The sequence below is a fragment of the Streptomyces sp. TRM49041 genome, assembly GCF_008271805.1.
In the GTDB taxonomy this organism is placed as follows: domain Bacteria; phylum Actinomycetota; class Actinomycetes; order Streptomycetales; family Streptomycetaceae; genus Streptomyces.
In genome coordinates this window covers 51,974-70,233 of the sequence record NZ_VSRY01000133.1, presented here as the reverse complement: position 1 = coordinate 70,233, position 18,260 = coordinate 51,974, and the positions used below count along the sequence as shown (strand labels likewise).

The window sequence follows — 18,260 nt, the reverse complement described above, 5'->3', positions numbered from 1 at the left end:
CGTTGGCGGGTGGCTACTATGCGCCATAGTTGATCATTTCCGTGGCGCAAGTGACGTTTGTTGACGTATTTTGCGCCGAAGAGCGCGTCGCACCGCGACGAGAGGGAGGCCGCAGTGGGGCCCGGTCTGATAGTGCCGCCGATCTTCTCCCCCATCCCGCCGGCGATCCATCCGTGTCATGCGGACACGGACGTCCAGACGGCCGCATGGGCGGAGACGTTTCGCATCGGCTCCGAAGAGCTACGCGGGCGGCTCGTCACCCAGGCCATCGGCACGTTCTCCGCCCGCATCCTGCCCGAGGGCCGCGAGGAGGTCGTCTCCCTCCTCGCGGACTTCATTCTCTGGCTCTTCGGCGTCGACGACGGCCACTGCGAAGAAGGTGAACTCGGCCGCCGCCCCGGCGAGCTCGCCGCCGAGCTGCACCGTCTGCTGCGGATCGCGCAGAACCCCGAGGTGCCGGTACTGCAGGACGACCCGCTGGCCGCCGGGCTGCGCGACCTGCGGCTGAGGGTCGACCGGTACGGCACCTCAGGCCAGGCCGCGCGCTGGGTGGACGCCCTGCGCGAGTACTTCTTCTCCGTGGTGTGGGAGGCGTCCCACCGCCGTGCCGGTACCGTGCCCGACCTCAATGACTACACCCTGATGCGGCTGTACGACGGGGCCACTTCGGTCGTGCTGCCCCTGCTGGAGATGGGCTACGGCTACGAACTCCAGTCCCATGAACGGGACAGGACGGCGGTGCGCGCCGCGGCCGAGATGGCGTCCTACATCATCACCTGGGACAACGACATCTTCTCTTACCACAAGGAGAAGAAGGAGAAGAGCGCCACCGGCTACTACCTCAATGTGCTGCGGGTCCTGGAGCAGCGCGAAGGGCTCACCCCGGAGCAGGCGCTCATGACCGCGATCTCCCAGCGCGACCGGGTGATGTCCCTCTATGTGCGGCTGACGGACCATCTGGCCGAGCACGGCAGCCCACAGCTGCGCCAGTATCTGCGCACCCTCGGCAGCTTCATCCGCGGAGCCCAGGACTGGGGCATCAGTTCTGTCAGGTACACGACTCCCGATGACCCGGCCAACATGCCCTCGTTCTTCCGGGACACCCCGATCGACGACAGCACGGAGCCGCTTGACATTCCTGCGATCTCCTGGTGGTGGAACCTTCTTCCCAGTGGCGGCGGCAGGGACTCCGCCCCCGGACGTCCGGTGCACAGGGCCGCGCACAGCTAGAGTAAAGGATTCTTCGATGTCATCACTGGTGTCAGTTGGTGGGTTGGAGTCCGTTCCCCGCGCCCCCGGGGCCCTACCGCTGCTCGGGCACGCCTGGAAACTGTGGCGCGACCCGCTCGGCTTCCTCAAGTCCCTGCGTAATACCGGAGACATCGTCCAGGTGAACCTGGGCACCATGCCCGTCTACGTCGTGACGTCCGCCGAGCTCGTCAACGAGGTGACGGTCCGGCAGGCGCGCAGCTTCGAGAAGGGCAGGCTCTTCGACCGTCTGCGCCCCCTCGCCGGAAACGGCCTGGCGACCGCCAACGGCGAGGTGCACCGAAGGCACCGTCGGCTGATCCAGCCCATGTTCCACCCGCAGCGCATCGAGATGTACGCCGCGGTGATGAGCGAGAACGCACGGGAGCTCGCCGACTCCTGGACGCCGGGCCAGGAGATCGAGATGGAACGGGCGATGGCCGGGTACGCCGTCGAGACCCTGGCCAAGAGCTTGTTCTCCACGGATATCGGGCTCCCGGCCGTGGAGGCGGTCCGCGAGAACCTCCCCGTCGTCCTGAAGAACATGCTGATGCGCGCGGCGTCCCCCAAGTTCCTCGACCGGCTACCGATCCGCGCCAACCGTGACTTCGACGCCGCGTCGGCCCGGCTGCGCCGGGTCATCGACGAGGTGGTCACGACGACCCGCAGGTCCGGGCGGTCCGAACACAACGACCTGCTGTCGGTCCTGTTGGCCGCGCGGGACGACGAGACCGGTGAGTCGCTCACCGACACCGAGGTCCGCGACGAGCTCAGCACCATCCTGTTCGCCGGAGCGGAGACCACGGCCTCGTCCCTCGCCTGGGCCTTCCATGAGCTGGCCCACCGTCCGGATGTCGAGACGGAGCTGGTGGCCGAGATTCGCGAGGTCGTCGGCGACCGTCCGGTGGAGATCGGGGACGTCCCCCGGCTCTTGGCGGTCCGCCGGGTACTCGACGAGGTGATCCGGCTCCACGGCGTCACGATGCTCATGCGCCGTGCCACCGCCCCGGTCGAGGTGGGCGGCTATCGCCTCCCTGAGGGCGCGGAAGTCGCCTTCAGTCTCTACGCGATGCACCGGGACCCGAAGCTCTACCCGGAGCCCGACGCGTTCGACCCGGACCGGTGGCTGCCGGAGCGGCGGGCGTCCATCGAGCGGCAGGCGTACATCCCGTTTGGTGCGGGGAACCGCAAGTGCATCGGCGACGCGTTCGTCTGGACCGAGGCGACGATCGCCCTGGCCACGATCCTCGCGAAGTGGCAGCTGCGGCCCGTTCCCGGCCACACCCCCAAGGAGGTGCCCTCCGCGGTGGCCCATCCCGACCGCGTACCGATGACCGTCGTACCGCGCGACGCCTGACCTTCTTCGCTGACGGCCCGGCCGAGCCCCTTTCCCAGGGCTCGGCCGGGCCGTTCTCACGCGCGCGGCGGCCTCGCGGCCGAGACGGCTCATTACCTCCTTGCGCGGGGCTTCCCGTGTCGCGAAAAATACCCCCGGGGGTACCTGTGCTAACCTTGCCTATACCCCCAGGGGTACTTTCCGTGACCCGGAAACACCGAAAGGAGCGTGCTGGTGTTCTTCGTCGACACCATCGAGACCGAAGGGCTCGGCAACCGCAGCTACCTGGCGGGCGGCGCCGACCATGCCGTCGCCGTCGATCCGCCGCGCGACATCGACCGAGTGATCGCCGCGGCCGCCGCGCGCGGCGTGCGGCTCACGCATGTCGTCGAGACGCATGTCCACAACGACTACGTCACCGGGGGCCTCGAACTCGCCCGTGTCACCGGCGCCGTGTACCTCGTCCCCGCCGGGGCGCGGGTCTCCTTCCCGCACGTCCCCGTCCACGACGGCGACCGGACCGCCGTAGAGACCGGACTCACCCTGCGGGCACTGGCCACGCCCGGTCACACGCCGCACCACACCTCGTACGTCCTCGAGGACGCCGGCGCCGCGGTGGCCGCTTTCACCGGCGGGTCACTCCTCATCGGCGCCGTCGGCCGCCCCGACCTGGTCGAGCCCCGCCTCACCGAGCGGCTGGCCCGCGCCCAGTACGCCTCCGCGCACCGGCTCGCCGCCGAACTGCCGGACGACGCCGCCGTCCTGCCCACGCACGGCTTCGGCAGCTTCTGCTCCTCCGCGCGGCACGGCGCCGCCGGCGGGCCGTCGACCATCGGCGCGGAGAAGACCGGCAACGACGCCTTCGCCAAGGACGTCGACACCTTCGTCGCCGACCTGCTGGCCGGGCTCGACGACATCCCCGCGTACTACGCGCACATGGGCCCGGCCAACGCCGCCGGACCCGCGCCGCTCGACCTGACGCCGCCCGTCGTGGCCGACGCCGACGAGATCGCCGCGCGGCTGGCGGCGGGGGAGTGGGTCGTGGACCTGCGCGGGCGCGTGGCCTTCGCCCGGGGGCATGTCGCCGGGTCGTTCAACTTCGAGGCCGACGGGCAGCTCGCCACGTACCTGGCCTGGCTGATCCCGTGGGGCAGGCCGGTGACGCTGCTCGCCGAGTCCCCGGAGCAGCTCGCCGCCGCCCAGCGCGAGCTCGCACGCGTCGGCATCGACCGCCCCGCCGCCGCGGCGACCGGTGATCCCGCCGGCTGGGTCCGGGACGGCGAGGCTCTGAAGTCCTTCCCCCGCGCCACCTTCGCCGATCTCGCGGAGGCCGCCGGACGGGACCCGCGGGGCGTCGTCGTCCTCGACGTACGGCGCGACACCGAACGGGCCGCTGCCCACATCGACGGCTCCCTCCACATCCCGCTGCACCAGCTGCGCCGGCGCACGGCCGAGGTGCCCGCCGGCACCGTGTGGGTGCACTGCGCGGGCGGGATGCGCGCCGCGATCGCCGCGTCGCTGCTGGACGCCGCGGGCCGGGACGTCGTCGCCGTCGACGACGCGTTCGACGCCGCGGCGGGCGCCGGGCTCCGTCTCGTACGCCCCGCCTGTGCGCGCGTCACCGCCGAGCAGGCCCGCCACCGGACGCGGGCCGAGCAGGGCGCGGTCCTCCTCGACGTACGGGAGAAGGGCGAGTGGCTGGCCGGGCACGCGCCCGGGGCGGTGCACATCCCGCTGTCCGGGCTCCTCGCGGCCGACGGCGTCCCGGCGGCCGTGCGGGACCGGCCCGTCGTGGTGATCTGCCGCTCCGGGCGGCGCTCCCAGCAGGCCGCCCAGCTCCTCGCTGAGCGCGGGGCACACGCCGTGGACGTGGAGGGCGGTATGCACGCGTGGGCGGGTGCCGGATTCCCGGTCGTCGACGAGCGCGGACACAACGGCTCGATCGCGTGACCGTACTCGTCCTGGCCCTCACCGCCGGCGCCGTCGTCGGGCTCGCCCTGGGGGCGCTCGGCGGGGGCGGCGGCGTGCTCGCCGTACCCGCACTGATCTACCTGCTCGGCCTCGACCCGGTCGAAGCCACCACCGCGAGCCTGGTCATCGTCGCCGTGACCTCCGCCACGGCGCTGTACGCCCACGCCCGGGACGGCCGGGTCCGCTGGTCGGCCGGCGCCTCCTTCGCCGCGGCGGGGGCCGTCCCGGCAGCCCTCGCCGCCACTCTCGCGGACGGGGTGCCGCGTCCCGTCCTGACGGTCGCGTTCGCCGCCGTCGCGGCACTCGCGGCCGTGAGGATGCTTCGCCCGCGCTCGGCCGACGCCGACGCCGACGCCGAAGCCGGTGCCGCGCCGCTGGACGACTCCGCGCCTTCGGCCGACTCCGCGCCTTCGGCCGACCCCGCGCGCCGCCTCGGCCCGCCGCCGGGCGACTGCCGGCCGTCGGCCGGCACCGATCGTTCCGGGGAACCGCCACGGCCGGACGACGCCGTGCCCGCGGATGACGCCGAGCCGCCGATCGGCAGCGGCGCCACCCGCCCCGCCCGCCCGCTGCGCGCGGCCGGCGTCGGTGCCGGAGTCGGGGCGGTGACCGGGTTCCTGGGGGTCGGGGGAGGGTTTCTCGCCGTGCCCGCGCTGGTCGGTGCGGTGGGACTCCGGATGCGGGTGGCGGTCGGGACCAGCCTGCTGGTCATCGCCGTCAACGCGTTCACCGCGCTGATCGCCCGTGCCGGCACGGCGGGCTCCCTCGACTGGGCCGTGGTCGCCCCCTTCATGGGCGCGGCCGTCCTGGGCGCCTGGGACGGGAAGCGACTGGCGGCTCGGGTGCGGGCCGCCACCCTGCGCCGGGTGTTCGGGTACGCGCTGCTCGCGGTCGCCGTGCTGATGGCCGTCGACACAGCGGTCAGGGCGCTGTGACGCCTGGGGGCGGGCCGGTCAGGCCAGGGAGAGGAACAGCTTCTCCAGGCGGGTGCGCATCTCCTCGCGGTCACCCTGGGCGCCCGCGCCGTCGCCTATGTCCGTCAGGCACTGCTGGAGGCTCGTGGCGATGATCGCGAAGCCCGCCCGGTCCAGCGCGCGGGACGCGGCGGCCAGCTGTGTCACGACCTCCTCGCAGTCGCGCCCCTCCTCGATCATCCGGATCACACCGGAGATCTGGCCCTGTGCCCGCCGCAGGCGGTTCAGCACCGACTTGAGTTCGGCTCCCGCGAGATCCAGCTCCACAACCACTCCTCACCGATACCCCTAGGGGGTAATGTACTCCCCGCTTCGGGGCCCGTCGAAGACCAAGGATGTCACCTGACATGCCCAACACCCCTCCGAGCCTCCACACCGACCAGGTCCACGGCCGGCTCGACCAGCTCACCTGATAGACGTCCGGACCCCGGGCGAGTACGCCTCCGGGCACCTCCCCGGCGCGCTCAACATCCCGCCGGACCGGCTGCCGCGGGCGCTCCCCGGCATTCGACGGGCCGCCGAGCGCCGCGACGTCCTCGTGGTGTGCGCCTCGGGGGCGCGCTCCGAGAACGCCTGCCGCCTCCTCGCCGAGAGCGGTGTCACCGCGGCGACACTGGTCGGCGGCACCGGGACGTGGGCCGCCGAGGGCCACGACCTGCACCGTCCGCAGGGCGCCCCGCGCGCCACCCGGGCCATGGAGCGTCAGGTCCGGTTCGCCGCCGGGACGCTCGTGCAGCTCGGCCTCGCCCTGGGCCTGCTCCACCCGGCGTTCCAGCTGATCGCCGCCGGTGTCGCGGGCAGCCTGGTGTTCTCCGCCGTCACCGACACCAGCGGCATGGCCGTGGTCCTGGGCAGGCTGCCGCACAACCGCCCGCGCCCGGCGGACCTCGACGCCGCGCTCGCCCGGCTCGGGGACGGCCGGCCGGGGGACAACGGCCGGAAAGAGAGCCATCCGTGACGTGAAGGCTGTCCCGCCGCCGGAGCTTCTGCGGCAGAATCGCCACCACCGCACGGCCGCCGCTACGGAGCCCGGTCCAGCACGGCCGGACCGGCTGGGGAGACTTTCGATGACCACCACCGGTAGGCAGATTCCCGGCCCGGCGGGCCTTCCGCTCGTCGGCTCGATGCTCGACCTCAAGCGGGACTCGCTCGGCACGTTCCTGGCGGCGTACCGCGAGCACGGCGACGTCGTCCGGATCACCGCGGGCCCGCCCGGGCTGCGCACCGAGCTGTATGCGGTGTTCTCCGCGGAGGGCGCCCAGCAGGTCCTGGCCACCGAGTCCGCCAACTTCCGCAAGGACAACCTCTTCTACCAGGAGGTGCGCGAGTCGTTCGGCAACGGCCTGCTCACCAGCCAGGACGAGGAGTACCTGCGGCAGCGCAGACTGGTGCAGCCGCTGTTCACCCGCCGCCGTGTCGACAGCTACGCCGAGGCAGTCACCGGCGAGACGGCCGCCCTCACCGCCGCCTGGCGGCACACCCCGGACGCCACCGTCGACGTTGCCGCCGAGATGACCGGTCTGACGCTCCGCGCCGTCGCCCGCATCCTCTTCGGCACCGACGTCGAGTCCGCCGTCGACGTCGTCGAACGCTGCTTCCCGGTCATCGGCGACTACGTCCTGGGTCGCGCCTTCTCGCCCGTCACCGTGCCCCGCGACTGGCCCACCCCCGCCAACCGCCGGGCGGCCGGCGCTGTCGCCGAGCTGTACGGCGTGTGCGACCGCATCATCGAAGAGCGGCGCGCCGACGGCTCCGTCGCCACCGGCGAGGACCTCCTCAGCCTCCTCACCAGGGCCGGCAGCGACGAGGACGGCAGCCTCGACGCCGCCGAGATACGCGATCAGGTGCTGATCTTCCTCCTGGCGGGCCACGAGACGACCGCCACGTCGCTCGCGTTCGCCCTGCACCTGCTGGCCGGCCACCCCGAGGAGCAGCGCCTCGCCCGCGAGGAGGCCGTCCGTGTCCTGGCCGGACGGACGCCGCAGGCCGCCGACCTGGACGCGCTGCCGTACCTCAACCAGGTCATCAAGGAGGCCATGCGGCTCTACCCGGCCGGGCCGGTCATCGGCCGCCGCGCCGTCACCGGGACCCGGATCGGCGAGCACACGATCCCGGCCGGCGCCGATGTCGTGGTCGCACCGTGGGTGACCCACCGTCACACTCGCTACTGGGACGACCCGGAGCGCTTCGACCCCCGGCGGTTCACGCCCGAGCGGGAGAAGGAGCGCCCCCGCTACGCCTGGTTCCCGTTCGGCGGCGGGCCGCGCGCCTGCATCGGCCAGCACTTCTCGATGCTGGAGTCGGTCCTCGCCCTGGCGATGATCCTGCAGGCGTACGAACTGGAGGCCGTGGACGTCGACGTGCCCGTCACCGCCGGCATCACCCTGCGCGCGACCGCCCCCGTACGGTGCCGGGTGCGGCACTTGTCACACACCGGCCCCGACGCGTGACCTCGGGGCTCCGCGCCTCCTCTTCCCGGACGAGACCGAGAGGAGGCGGGAGCCCCCGATGAGCGCTGTGACCGACGAGGAGACCGTTCGTACCGTCCGTGCGATCGCGGGTGATCCTCCTGGAGTCCGTCGAGGCGCCGCACCGCCTGACGGACGACGTCGACGCCCGACGACGGCGGCCCAGGTGGTCCGGCACAGGCCGACGAGGAGGGCATCGGTCCGGACGACGGCGACCCCGACGCCCGGCAGGCGGGAGGGGGGACCTCCCGTCAGGCGGCCGTGTCGTCGGCGAGCCACAGGTCGGGGCCGAACACCTCGTACCGGATGTTCCGCGCGGGGACCCCGGCGCGCAGCAGCTGCTCCCGCGCCGCCCGCATGAACGGCAGCGGCCCGCACAGGTAGACGCTCGCGTCGGCCGGCACGTCCATCCGGTCGACGCCGGCGATGTCCAGCCGCCCGGAGCGCGCCCCGGGCACCTCGTCGGCACCCAGCTCGTACCAGAACACGGCGCGCGCGTCGGGGAGCCCGTCCACCAGGCGGCGGGTGTCGGCGCGCAGCGCGTGGGCGGCGGGGGAGCGGTCGGCGTGCAGGACGGTGACCTGGCGGGTGGAGCCGGTGGCCGCGAGGTGCTCCAGCATGGCCACCATGGGCGTGCAGCCGATCCCGGCGGAGACCAGGACCAGCGGCTCGTCCGTCTCGTCCAGCACGACGTCGCCGAACGGCGCGGAGAGCGTCAGCGTGTCGCCCTCCCGGACTGTGCGGTGGAGCAGGCTCGACACCTCGCCGTCGGGGGTGCCGCCGGTACCCTCGACGCGCTTGACGGTGATCCGGCGGACGTCTTCGCCGGGCGCGGAGGACAGGCTGTACTGGCGCAGCTGGTGCACCCCGTCCGTCATCCGCACGCGCACGCTCACATACTGGCCGGCCCGGGCGCGCGGCGCGGGACCACCGTCGGCGGGGCGCAGCAGGAACGACACCGTGTCGGCGGTCTCGTCCCGGCGGCCCACGACGGTCCACTCCCGCCACGGGTGCCCCGGCCGCACCTGGGCCTCAAGGTAGAGGCGGGCCTCCTGGGCGATGAGAGCGCCTGCCATGAGCCAGTACACCTCGTCCCACGCGGCCGCCACCTCGGGCGTCACCGCCTCACCGAGGACCTCCGCTATCGCGCCGAAGAGGTACTTGTGCACGATCGTGTACTGGTCGTCGGTCACCCCGACCGCGACGTGCTTGTGCGCGATCCGCGCCAGCAGGGCGTCGGGGCGGGTGTCCGGCTCGGCGAGCAGCGCGCCGGCGAAGGCGGCGATGGAGCCGGCCAGGGCCCGGCGCTGGGCGCCGCTCGCCTGGTTGCCCCGGTTGAACATCCCGTCCAGCAGCTCGGGGCGCTCGCTGAACATCGTCGCGTAGAAGCGTGTGGTGATGTCGTCCAGCGCCCCGCCCACGGCGGGGAGGGTGGCCCGGATCACCGAGGCTGATTCGGCGGACAGCATGAGACTCCTAAGAAGCCGAGGCAGTTGGTACTGAACACTGCGGATACGCAGGCTTCTTCTGTCTATCAGCCAAATGTTGGCCGATCCGCCGGATGAGGCGGATCGGGGCCGAAGGTCCCTGGACCGAGGACGCCCGGCCCTCCGATCCTCCGTCGGACCCGGGGCCGCCGGCCCTGCCGCGCGGCCGCCGGGTGTGCCACGCCCGTCAGCGGGTGTCGCTGCCCGAGACCCCGCGCAGTGCCGCCCGCCCCGCCTCCAGCCGCGCCACCGGCAACCGGAACGGCGAGCACGACACATAGTCGAGTCCGGCCCCGTGGAAGAAGCGCACCGACTCCGGGTCGCCGCCGTGCTCCCCGCACACCCCGACCTCCAGGTCCGGGCGTGCCGCCCGGCCCTCGGCGACGGCCAGCTCCACCAGCCGCCCCACGCCGTCCCGGTCGATCGTCTCGAACGGCGACGTCTCGAAGACGCCCTTCTCCAGATACGCCGGGAAGAAGGCCGCCTCCACGTCGTCCCGCGAGAACCCCCACGTCGTCTGCGTCAGGTCGTTGGTGCCGAACGAGAAGAAGTCCGCGTCCCGCGCGATCCGCCCCGCCGTCAGCGCCGCCCTGGGAAGCTCGATCATCGTGCCCACCGGGCAGTCCACGGCGACGCCGCTCTCCTCCGACACCTGGGCCAGCACCCGCTCCACCTCGTCCCGTACGAGATGCAGCTCCGCCGCCGCGCCCACGAGCGGCACCATGATCTGCGCGCGTGGGGAGCCCCCGGCCCGCACCCGCTCCACGACGGCCTCCGCCACCGCCCTCACCTGCATGGCCACCAGACCGGGCACCACGAGGCCCAGACGCACACCGCGCAGCCCCAGCATCGGGTTCTCCTCGTGCATCCGCGTGACCGCCGCCAGCAGCGCGGTGTCCCGCGCGTCCGGCTCCCGCCCGACGGCCTCCTCGCGCGCAACCCGCACGGCCAGCTCCACGGCGTCCGGGAGGAACTCGTGCAGCGGCGGGTCCAGCAGCCGGATCGTCACCGGCAGCCCGTCCATCGCCTCCAGGATCCCCACGAAGTCCCGCCGCTGGAGCGGCAGCAGCTCCGCCAGAGCCGCCTCGCGCTCGGCGTCGCCCGCCGCGAGGATCATCGTCTCCACGTAACCGCGCCGCTCGCCGAGGAACATGTGCTCCGTCCGGCACAGCCCGATACCCCGCGCGCCGAACCGGCGGGCCCGCGCCGCGTCCTCCGGCGTGTCCGCGTTCGCCCGCACCTCCAGCCGCCGTACCGCGTCGGCCCGTTCCATGAGCCGGTGCACGTCCCGTACGACCTGCTCCACATCCTCCTCGCCGGCCTCCTCCGGCAGCCGGCCGCCGCCCTCGAAGTACCGCATCACCACCGAGTCGACCAGCGGCACCTCACCCAGGTACACCCGCCCCTCGGTGCCGTCCACGGACAGCACCGTGCCCTCCTCGACGGTGACCCCGCCCGCGGTGCAGCGGCGTCCGCGCGGGTCCACCACGAGTCCCTCGGCGCCGCACACGCAGACCTTGCCCATACCGCGCGCCACCACGGCCGCGTGGCTGGTCTTGCCGCCCCGGCTGGTCAGCACGGCCTGCGCGGCGACCATGCCCGGCAGGTCGTCCGGCGTGGTCTCCGGCCGCACCAGCACCACCCGCTCACCCGCCGCGGCGCGCCGGCCGGCCTCCGCCGAGTCGAACACCGCCGCGCCCACGGCCGCCCCCGGCGAGGCGGGCACCCCGCGCGTCAGCGGCTCTTCGGCGTCCGACGTGTCGAAACTCGGGAACATCAGCCGCGCCAGCCCCTCGCCGCTCACCCGCTCCAGCGCCTCGTCCAGGGAGATGAGGCCCTCGTCGACGAGCTGCCCGGCGATCCCGAACGCGGCCTGGGCGGTGCGCTTGCCGACCCGCGTCTGGAGCATCCACAGCCTGCCCTGCTCGATCGTGAACTCGATGTCGCACAGGTCCCGGTAGTGCTCCTCCAGCCGCTGCAGATGCCCGCACAGCTTCTCGTACGAGGCCGGGTCGAGCCGCTCCAGCTCCTGTAGCGGCACCGCGTCCCGGGTGCCGGAGACGACGTCCTCGCCCTGCGCGTCGGGCAGGTAGTCGCCGTACACGCCCGGCCTGCCGGTGGCCGGGTCGCGGGTGAAGGCGACGCCGCTGCCCGAGTCGGCGCCCCGGTTGCCGAACACCATGGTCTGGATGTTCACGGCGGTGCCCAGATCGTCCGGGATGTGCTCGCGGCGCCGGTAGACGCGGGCGCGCTCCGCGTTCCACGACCCGAAGACCGCCAGCACCGCCCGTCGCAGCTGCTCGTGCGGGTCCTGCGGGAAATCCTCGCCCGTCCGCTCCCTGATGATGTCCTTGTACGTCTCGACGATCCGGATCAGGTCGCAGGTGTCGAGATGGGCGTCGTCGACGACATGGTGCTGGTGCTCGATCCGGGTGAGGACGTCCTCGAAGAGCGCGCCGTCCACACCCATCACCGTGGTACCGAACATCTGGACGAGGCGACGGTAGGAGTCCCAGGCGAACCGCTCCCGCGCCGGGGTCTTGGCCAGGCCCAGCACGGCGTAGTCGTTCAGCCCGATGTCCAGGATCGTCTCCATCATGCCGGGCATGGAGAACCGGGCCCCCGAGCGCACGGAGAGCAGCAGCGGGTCGTCCACCTGACCGAGCCGCCGTCCGGCCGCTCGCTCCAGTCGCTCCAGGTGCTCGGCGATCTCCTGGTCGAGCTCCGGAGGCGGGGCACCGGTCGCGAGGAAGACCCGGCACGCCTCGGTGGTGACGGTGAACCCGGGCGGCACGGGCAGACCCATCCGTACCATCTCGGCCAGATTCGCGCCCTTGCCGCCGAGCAGGTCGGCCCGGTCCCGGCCACCCTCGGCGAAGTCGTACACGTAGCGGTCCATGGCAGTGCATCCTCCAGGGATCGGCCGGCCGGCGGTACCACCACGACCAGCGTGCCACCGCGACACCCGGAACGGCGCCCGGGCACCCCCAGCGTCCCGCCCGGACCGGACCGACGGGCAGGGACCGGCCGTCCCGCTCCCGCCGCCCGACCGGCCCCCGATACGCTGGCTGCGGAACAGCGCGGAGGAGGACCGGTGGGTGCAGAGGAGCCGTTGTCGAGGATGCCTCAGATGCGGCTCGATGAGCTGCTGGAGGAGCTGCAGGCGCGCATCGACGCGGCCCGTGGCACCCGCGACCGTGTGCACAGCCTGCTGGAGGCGGTCGTCTCCGTGGGCCGCGAGCTGGATCTCACGCAGGTGCTGCGGCGTATCGTCGAGGCGGCCGCGCTGCTGGTGGACGCCCAGTACGGGGCCCTCGGGGTGATCGGCCCGGACGGGCGCACCCTGTCCCGGTTCATCACCGTGGGGCTGAGCGACGAGGAGGTCGCCCGGATCGGCCCCCCGCCGGAGGGGCACGGCCTGCTCGGCGAGATCATCCGGCGCCCCGAGCCGCTCCGGATAGGCGAGATCCACTCCCACCCCTCGTCGTACGGCTTCCCGGCCCACCACCCGCCGATGCGGACCTTCCTCGGCGTGCCCATCCGTGTCCGTGACGAGGTGTTCGGCAATCTCTACCTCACCGACAAGCGCGGCGGGCTGGACTTCGACGCCGAGGACGAGGGCGTCATCACCACCCTGTCGGTCGCCGCGGGTGTGGCCATCGACAACGCTCGCCTGTACGAGTCCTCCCAGCGCCAGCAGCGCTGGCTGGCGGCCAACGCCGAGATCACCCGCAGCCTGCTGTCCGGCAGCTCCCGCCTCGACGTCCTCGAACTGATCGCCCGCCGCGCGCAGGACATCACCGGCGCCCGGCTCGCCGACGTCTCCGTCCCGGTACCCGGCTCCGACGACCTGGTCGTCGAGCTGGCCATCGGCGGTGAGGGGGAGATGCGCCAGGGCCTCGTCGTCCCCGTCGAGGGCACCCTCTCCGGTGCCGCCTACACCCAGGGCACCCCGGTCACGACGGCCGACCTGCCCAAGGACGACCGCTACGACGCGGGCCCCCGCCGCTTCGACGGCCTCGGGCCCGCCGCGGCCGTCCCCCTCGGCACCGGCGCCGAGGGCACCCGCGGCGTCCTCCTCCTGGCCCGCGCCGAGGGCGAACCCGTCTTCACCGACGGCGAACTGGACCCGCTCCTCGCCTTCGCCGGGCAGGCCGCGGTCGCCCTGGAGCTGGCCGAGCGGCGGCGCGACGCCGAGCAGCTCGCCCTGCTGGAGGACCGCGACCGTATCGCCCGCGACCTCCACGACCTGGCCATCCAGCGCCTCTTCGCCACCGGCATGACCCTCCAGAGCGCCGCCCGCCTCGTCGAGCACGCGGGCGCGGCCGAGCGCGTCTCCCGGGCCGTCGCCGACCTCGACGAAACCATCAAGATCATCCGTTCGACCATCTTCGGGCTGCGCAGCCGCGCCGAGGACACCGGACCGAGCCTCCGTGCCCGCGTCGCCCGCGCCGTCGGCGAGGCCGCCGGCACCCTGGGCCATCCGCCCCGGCTCAGCATGGAGGGCCTGCTCGACACCGACGTGCCCCCGACCGTCGCCGACCATGTGGTGGCCGCCCTCACCGAGCTGCTCAGCAACGCCGCCCGGCACGCCCACGCCACACGCGTGGAGGTGTCCCTGCAGGCCACGCCCTCGGAGGTCGTACTCGCCGTGAAGGACAACGGCCGCGGTATCCCGGAGGGCGGCCGCCGCAGCGGACTGCGCAACCTCGAGGAGCGCGCGCGGAGCGTCGGCGGGGGCCTGGACATCGGCGCACCGCCCGAGGGCGGCACGCAGATCGTGTGGCGCGCTCCGCTGAACGCGACGCTCTGAGGGGGCGCCGCGAGGTGCGCCGGCCGTCACTCCGTGGCGGACGCGGCTGACGGGGCCTGAGGGTCGGCGGCCACCAGCTGGAAGCCGGTGACCAGATCGGGCCGGATGCGCAGCGCGTGGTTCATCGACATCTGCGTCACCCAGGGCCGCAGCATCGTCTCGTACCGCCGCAGCTCGGCCGGGTCGCGGACCAGCCCGGCATACCCGGTGACCACCACGCTCCACCCCAGATGGGTGTCCTGGTCGATGACGTCCGCCTCGTACGCCACGACGATGCCGGGCGTACCCTCGGGCGCCGCGATCGAGGCCAGAGTGGCGCTGTCGTGCAGCCGTACGACGATGTCCTCGCCGTCCATGACGTGGTTGACCGGCCGGATCGCGGGCAGCGCCTGCTGGGTGAAGACGATCCGGCCCAGCGACACGGAGCGGAGCAGGCGCAGTGCCTCGCCACGGCTCAGCTGCCGCAGGCGGCGGGGAGCCACGGCGTCGCGGTCGCCGCCCACCGGTCGGCGCACGGCCTGGTCCTTCATGCTCGTTCATCCCTCTGCTCGGTCGGACATCCAGCGTCTCCCCCGCGCCTGTCCCCGTGACAGGGCCATACGGCCCTGGTGGACAGTGCCGTCCGGGGTGAGGATGGCGAGTGGTACATGCCGAATGACGGGAATGAATGCGACATGACGGACAGCAGCACCGGCCAGGGCACGAAGGCACCCGTCCGGGTCTTCCTTCTCGACGACCACGAGGTGGTACGTCGTGGCGTCCACGACCTGCTGAACGACGAATCCGACCTGACCGTGGTCGGTGAGGCAGCCACCGCCGAACAGGCGCTCGTACGCGTGCCCGCGCTCCGGCCCGACGTGGCCGTGCTCGACGTGCGGCTGCCGGACGGCGACGGTGTGAGTGTCTGCCGTGAGCTGCGCTCCCGCATGCCGGACCTGGCCTGCCTGATGCTCACCTCCTTCGACGACGAGGAGGCGCTCCTCGACGCGATCATGGCGGGTGCCTCCGGCTACGTCCTCAAGCAGATCACCGGCACGGACCTGGTGAACGCCGTCCGTACCGTGGCCTCCGGCCAGTCCATGCTCGACCCCGGCGCCACGGCCCGGGTCATGGCCCGGCTGCGCGGCGGCACCCCGCAGGAGGAGGAGGCGCAGGGCCTGCCGGGGCTCACCGAGCGCGAACGGGAGATCCTCGCCCTGGTGGGGGAGGGGCTGACCAACCGTGAGATCGGCAAGCGGCTCTACCTCGCCGAGAAGACCGTCAAGAACAACATCTCCCGGCTGCTGGCCAAACTGGGCGTGGAACGCCGGGTGCAGGCCGCCGTCATCGCCACCCAGGCGCTCTCCGGACGGCCGCCGCACGACGGGGGCCGCCCGCGCTGACGGCCCGCGCTGACGGCCCGCGCTGACGGCCCGTCCGTCGACCACCCGGGCTCACCGGAGCCCGGGTTCACTCGTGCCCGAGCCCGGGTTCACTCGTGGGGGACCACCGCGACCGGGCACGGCGCGTGGTGCAGGACCGCGTGCGCCACCGACCCGATGCGCGGCCCCAGCGGCGCGTGCCGCACCCGGCGGCCCACCACCATCAGCCCCGCCCCGCCGGCCACCGAGAGCAGCACCTGGCCGCCGCTCCCGATCTCGACGTGCTCGGTCACCGGCACGTCCGGGTACCGCTCCCGCCAGGGCGCCAGCGCCTCCGCCAGGGCCTTGCGCTCGTACGGCTCGAGACCGCCCGCCTCGTCGGCCAGCCGCAGCGACCCCGGGCTGTACGCGTACAGCGGCGGCAGGCTCCAGGCCCGTACCGCACGGACTCCCACGCCCCGGGCCGCCGCCGTCCTGAACGCGAACTCCAGCACCGCGGCGCTCTCGTCCCTGCCGCCCTGCTGCCCGACGACGATCTCTCCCCCGCCCGCTGCCGGGCCGGCCTCCTTCGGGGCGGCCTCCTGGGGGGCGCGCACCGACACCACCGGACGGGTCGCGGCGGCGATCACCTGCTGCCCGTACGAGCCGAGCAGGAATCCGACGAGCGCGCCGTGCCCGCGCGAGCCGATCACGAGCATCTCCGCCCCGTCGGCGGCCGCCAGCAGCGCTGGGACCGGGGTGTCCGACACCACCTCGGCTGTCACCTCCACCTCCGGGTGCCGACTGCGGAGTTCCGCCACGGCCTCGTCCAGAACGCCCTGCGCCCGCCGCTCCTCCGCCTCCCGGTCCTGGGCGAGCGGCACGTCCAAGGGCTGCCAGAGCCAGGCGTGGACGAGACGCAGGGGGAGCGTGCGGAGCCCGGCCTCCCGGGCCGCCCAGTCGGCCGCGGCCAGGCTCTCAGGGGAGCCGTCCACTCCTGCTGCGATCGTGCGGGTCGTCGGGGCGTGCGCCATGGGAATTCCTCCGTACGTCGGGATTCGCGGGGTCCTGCGTCCCAGCATGGACGGGCGCCCGGCGCCGACGGAGGGCCGGGAGGCCCGACTTCCCCGCCCGTCCGGCCCCAAACCGGCGGCCACCCGGCCGACCCCGGCCGACCCCGGCCGACCCCGTCCCGCCCCGCCCGTCCAGCCCGGGCGGACACGGGCCGTGCGGCGCACGCGGCAGGGACCGGACTCGGCTCGTCCAACCGGGGGTACCGGGTGGATCCTGTAGTCAGGACCGGTGCCGCATCGGTCCACCGCCGTCCGACGCGTCGAGGAGGCACATCATGACCCGGACGCTGGCATGGAAGATCAACATGGATCTGCTGGAGGACGAGGGCACCACCGAGGCGCGTGCCGTCCTGGACACCGGCAAGTCGACCATCACCGGCCACGGCACAGCGCGGCGCAATCCGGAGGACGACGACGTCCCTCTGATCGGCGACGAGTTGGCCGCCAGCCGGGCGATGAGCGACCTGGCCCGGCAGTTGATGAGGCTCGCGTACAAGGACATCGGCGAGGCGGGCGCGGGGATGACCGGCGAACGCGAGGAGGAGGCCCCCTACGGCTGGTCGACACCGGCCCGCTGACATCAGCACGCCGATTCCGGCGCACCTCGCCCGAGGACCCGAGAGGACCCGAGAGGAGCCGACTGGAGCCGACTGGAGGAGGCCGCCCAGGGGCGTACCCACGCCGCACGGGCGGCCTCGCCGCATGCACGGCCGCTCCGCTGCCGGACCGTCAAGCGGCCCGTACAGGCTGCCGGTCCGTGCGGGCGGGGCCGTGGGCCGTCGTCCGTCAGGTCGTCACGGCCACGGTGTCGTCCCGCTCGTAGGCGAGCCGCTCGTCCACGTTCACGACTCCGTCGACGGTCTCGCAGAGACGGACCAGGATCGGTACCAGGCTCCTGCGCTCCAGCGTGCCGCTCAGCGTCACGGAGCCGTCGGCGACGTCGACGGTCACGGCGGACGGCGGCAGTCCCATCGTGCGGGTGACGACGTCCTCCAGGATCTCCTCCTGGATCGCCCGGTCGCGCCGCAGGAACAGCTGCAGCAGATCACTGCGGCTGAGCACCCCGATGAGCCGGCCGGGCGCGTCCACCACGGGCAGCCGCTTGATCCGTTGCTTCTCCATCACCCGGGCGGCCTCCACCGCGCTCCACTCCTGCCGCGCCACGATGGCCGGGCTGGACATCAGTCCCTCGGCGGTGGCCGGCCCCTGCCCCTCGGCGGACCTGCGGCGCAGCAGGTCGGCCTCGGACACGACACCGACCGGCCGCTCGTCCTCGTCCACCACGGGCACGGCCGTGATGCCGTACTCGTCGAGCAGCCGCGCGATCTCCTTGAACGAGGTACCGCGCTGGACCGCGACGGCCTCGGGTGTCATCAGATCGGCAACGCTGCGGTGCCTCATCGCTCTCGCCCGTCCCTTCAGTCGCCTCAGTCGCCCACATTCGAGGATGCGGGACCCTCGGCCCTGGCGCCCGTCACAGGACGGTGTCACCATGAAAGTGACGGAAAGGGCATATGAAGAGACGAGGAGAAGCGGCACCGGCCGTGCAC

General features: G+C 73.2%; 14 protein-coding genes and 1 pseudogene. 9 read left to right on the top strand and 6 right to left on the bottom strand.

All coding sequences use genetic code 11. The features are described from left to right. Positions 1 to 114: 114 nt before the first annotated feature. From FVS66_RS16600 to FVS66_RS16585, 4 genes are all read left to right on the top strand, one after another. Positions 115 to 1,230 carry a selina-4(15),7(11)-diene synthase gene (locus tag FVS66_RS16600; RefSeq protein WP_149181959.1) on the top strand — a complete coding sequence of 372 codons (1,116 nt, stop codon included), beginning with the start codon at positions 115 to 117 and terminating at the stop codon, positions 1,228 to 1,230. A 16-nt stretch (positions 1,231 to 1,246) separates the two neighbouring features. Then, positions 1,247 to 2,605 carry a cytochrome P450 gene (locus tag FVS66_RS16595; RefSeq protein ID WP_149181958.1) on the top strand — a complete coding sequence of 453 codons (1,359 nt, stop codon included), beginning with the start codon at positions 1,247 to 1,249 and terminating at the stop codon, positions 2,603 to 2,605. Between the two features lie 213 nt (positions 2,606 to 2,818). Further along, positions 2,819 to 4,534 carry an MBL fold metallo-hydrolase gene (locus FVS66_RS16590; RefSeq protein WP_149181957.1) on the top strand — a complete coding sequence of 572 codons (1,716 nt, stop codon included), beginning with the start codon at positions 2,819 to 2,821 and terminating at the stop codon, positions 4,532 to 4,534. Continuing rightward, positions 4,531 to 5,490, top strand: coding sequence for a sulfite exporter TauE/SafE family protein (locus tag FVS66_RS16585; RefSeq protein ID WP_149181956.1), 960 nt, complete (start codon positions 4,531 to 4,533; stop codon positions 5,488 to 5,490). The genes FVS66_RS16590 and FVS66_RS16585 overlap by 4 nt, the downstream gene beginning before the upstream one ends. 18 nt (positions 5,491 to 5,508) lie before the next feature. On the opposite strand, the gene FVS66_RS16580 is transcribed toward FVS66_RS16585, so the two are convergent. Next, complete coding sequence (locus tag FVS66_RS16580; RefSeq protein WP_149181955.1) at positions 5,509 to 5,796, bottom strand: metal-sensitive transcriptional regulator; 288 nt, start codon at positions 5,794 to 5,796, stop codon at positions 5,509 to 5,511. 80 nt (positions 5,797 to 5,876) lie between these two features. Here FVS66_RS16580 and FVS66_RS16575 point away from each other — a divergent pair. Next, positions 5,877 to 6,487, top strand: a pseudogene (locus FVS66_RS16575) (rhodanese-like domain-containing protein). Positions 6,488 to 6,596: 109 nt separating this feature from the next. Continuing rightward, positions 6,597 to 7,979: a cytochrome P450 gene (locus FVS66_RS16570; RefSeq protein ID WP_149181954.1), complete on the top strand. Its 1,383-nt coding sequence runs from the start codon at positions 6,597 to 6,599 to the stop codon at positions 7,977 to 7,979. A 269-nt stretch (positions 7,980 to 8,248) separates the two neighbouring features. Here the strand turns inward: FVS66_RS16570 and FVS66_RS16565 are convergent, their stop codons facing one another. Together FVS66_RS16565 and ppdK are read right to left on the bottom strand one after the other, a co-directional pair. Further along, entirely contained in the window at positions 8,249 to 9,466 is a 1,218-nt protein-coding gene (locus FVS66_RS16565; protein WP_149181953.1) for a globin domain-containing protein, read from the bottom strand. Between the two features lie 205 nt (positions 9,467 to 9,671). After that, positions 9,672 to 12,383 carry a pyruvate, phosphate dikinase gene (ppdK, locus tag FVS66_RS16560; RefSeq protein ID WP_149181952.1) on the bottom strand — a complete coding sequence of 904 codons (2,712 nt, stop codon included), beginning with the start codon at positions 12,381 to 12,383 and terminating at the stop codon, positions 9,672 to 9,674. Between the two features lie 231 nt (positions 12,384 to 12,614). On the opposite strand from ppdK, the gene FVS66_RS16555 reads away from it, so the two are divergent. Further along, complete coding sequence (locus tag FVS66_RS16555) at positions 12,615 to 14,297, top strand: GAF domain-containing sensor histidine kinase (RefSeq protein WP_149181951.1); 1,683 nt, start codon at positions 12,615 to 12,617, stop codon at positions 14,295 to 14,297. 26 nt (positions 14,298 to 14,323) lie between these two features. Here FVS66_RS16555 and FVS66_RS16550 read toward each other — a convergent pair whose 3' ends face one another. Continuing rightward, positions 14,324 to 14,827: a pyridoxamine 5'-phosphate oxidase family protein gene (locus tag FVS66_RS16550; RefSeq protein WP_149181950.1), complete on the bottom strand. Its 504-nt coding sequence runs from the start codon at positions 14,825 to 14,827 to the stop codon at positions 14,324 to 14,326. 144 nt (positions 14,828 to 14,971) lie between these two features. Here FVS66_RS16550 and FVS66_RS16545 point away from each other — a divergent pair, with 144 nt between their 5' ends. Continuing rightward, positions 14,972 to 15,679, top strand: coding sequence for a response regulator transcription factor (locus FVS66_RS16545; RefSeq protein WP_149181949.1), 708 nt, complete (start codon positions 14,972 to 14,974; stop codon positions 15,677 to 15,679). An 89-nt stretch (positions 15,680 to 15,768) separates the two neighbouring features. Here FVS66_RS16545 and FVS66_RS16540 read toward each other — a convergent pair whose 3' ends face one another. Beyond that, entirely contained in the window at positions 15,769 to 16,671 is a 903-nt protein-coding gene (locus FVS66_RS16540) for a universal stress protein (RefSeq protein WP_149181948.1), read from the bottom strand. Positions 16,672 to 16,985: 314 nt separating this feature from the next. On the opposite strand from FVS66_RS16540, the gene FVS66_RS16535 reads away from it, so the two are divergent. Continuing rightward, complete coding sequence (locus FVS66_RS16535; protein ID WP_149181947.1) at positions 16,986 to 17,288, top strand: DUF1876 domain-containing protein; 303 nt, start codon at positions 16,986 to 16,988, stop codon at positions 17,286 to 17,288. 208 nt (positions 17,289 to 17,496) lie between these two features. Here FVS66_RS16535 and FVS66_RS16530 read toward each other — a convergent pair whose 3' ends face one another. Further along, entirely contained in the window at positions 17,497 to 18,111 is a 615-nt protein-coding gene (locus FVS66_RS16530) for a CBS domain-containing protein (protein WP_149181946.1), read from the bottom strand. Between the last annotated feature and the right edge of the window lie 149 nt (positions 18,112 to 18,260).

Bases quoted from the DNA above. Each gene is read 5' to 3' on its own strand.
- FVS66_RS16595 (WP_149181958.1), top strand. From the start codon at position 1,247: ATGTCATCACTGGTGTCAGTTGGTGGGTTGGAGTCCGTTCCCCGCGCC.
- FVS66_RS16570 (WP_149181954.1), top strand. From the start codon at position 6,597: ATGACCACCACCGGTAGGCAGATTCCCGGCCCGGCGGGCCTTCCGCTC.
- FVS66_RS16565 (WP_149181953.1), bottom strand. From the start codon at position 9,466: ATGCTGTCCGCCGAATCAGCCTCGGTGATCCGGGCCACCCTCCCCGCC.
- ppdK (WP_149181952.1), bottom strand. From the start codon at position 12,383: ATGGACCGCTACGTGTACGACTTCGCCGAGGGTGGCCGGGACCGGGCC.
- FVS66_RS16555 (WP_149181951.1), top strand. From the start codon at position 12,615: ATGCGGCTCGATGAGCTGCTGGAGGAGCTGCAGGCGCGCATCGACGCG.
- FVS66_RS16550 (WP_149181950.1), bottom strand. From the start codon at position 14,827: ATGAAGGACCAGGCCGTGCGCCGACCGGTGGGCGGCGACCGCGACGCC.
- FVS66_RS16545 (WP_149181949.1), top strand. From the start codon at position 14,972: ATGACGGACAGCAGCACCGGCCAGGGCACGAAGGCACCCGTCCGGGTC.
- FVS66_RS16540 (WP_149181948.1), bottom strand. From the start codon at position 16,671: ATGGCGCACGCCCCGACGACCCGCACGATCGCAGCAGGAGTGGACGGC.
- FVS66_RS16535 (WP_149181947.1), top strand. From the start codon at position 16,986: ATGACCCGGACGCTGGCATGGAAGATCAACATGGATCTGCTGGAGGAC.
- FVS66_RS16530 (WP_149181946.1), bottom strand. From the start codon at position 18,111: ATGAGGCACCGCAGCGTTGCCGATCTGATGACACCCGAGGCCGTCGCG.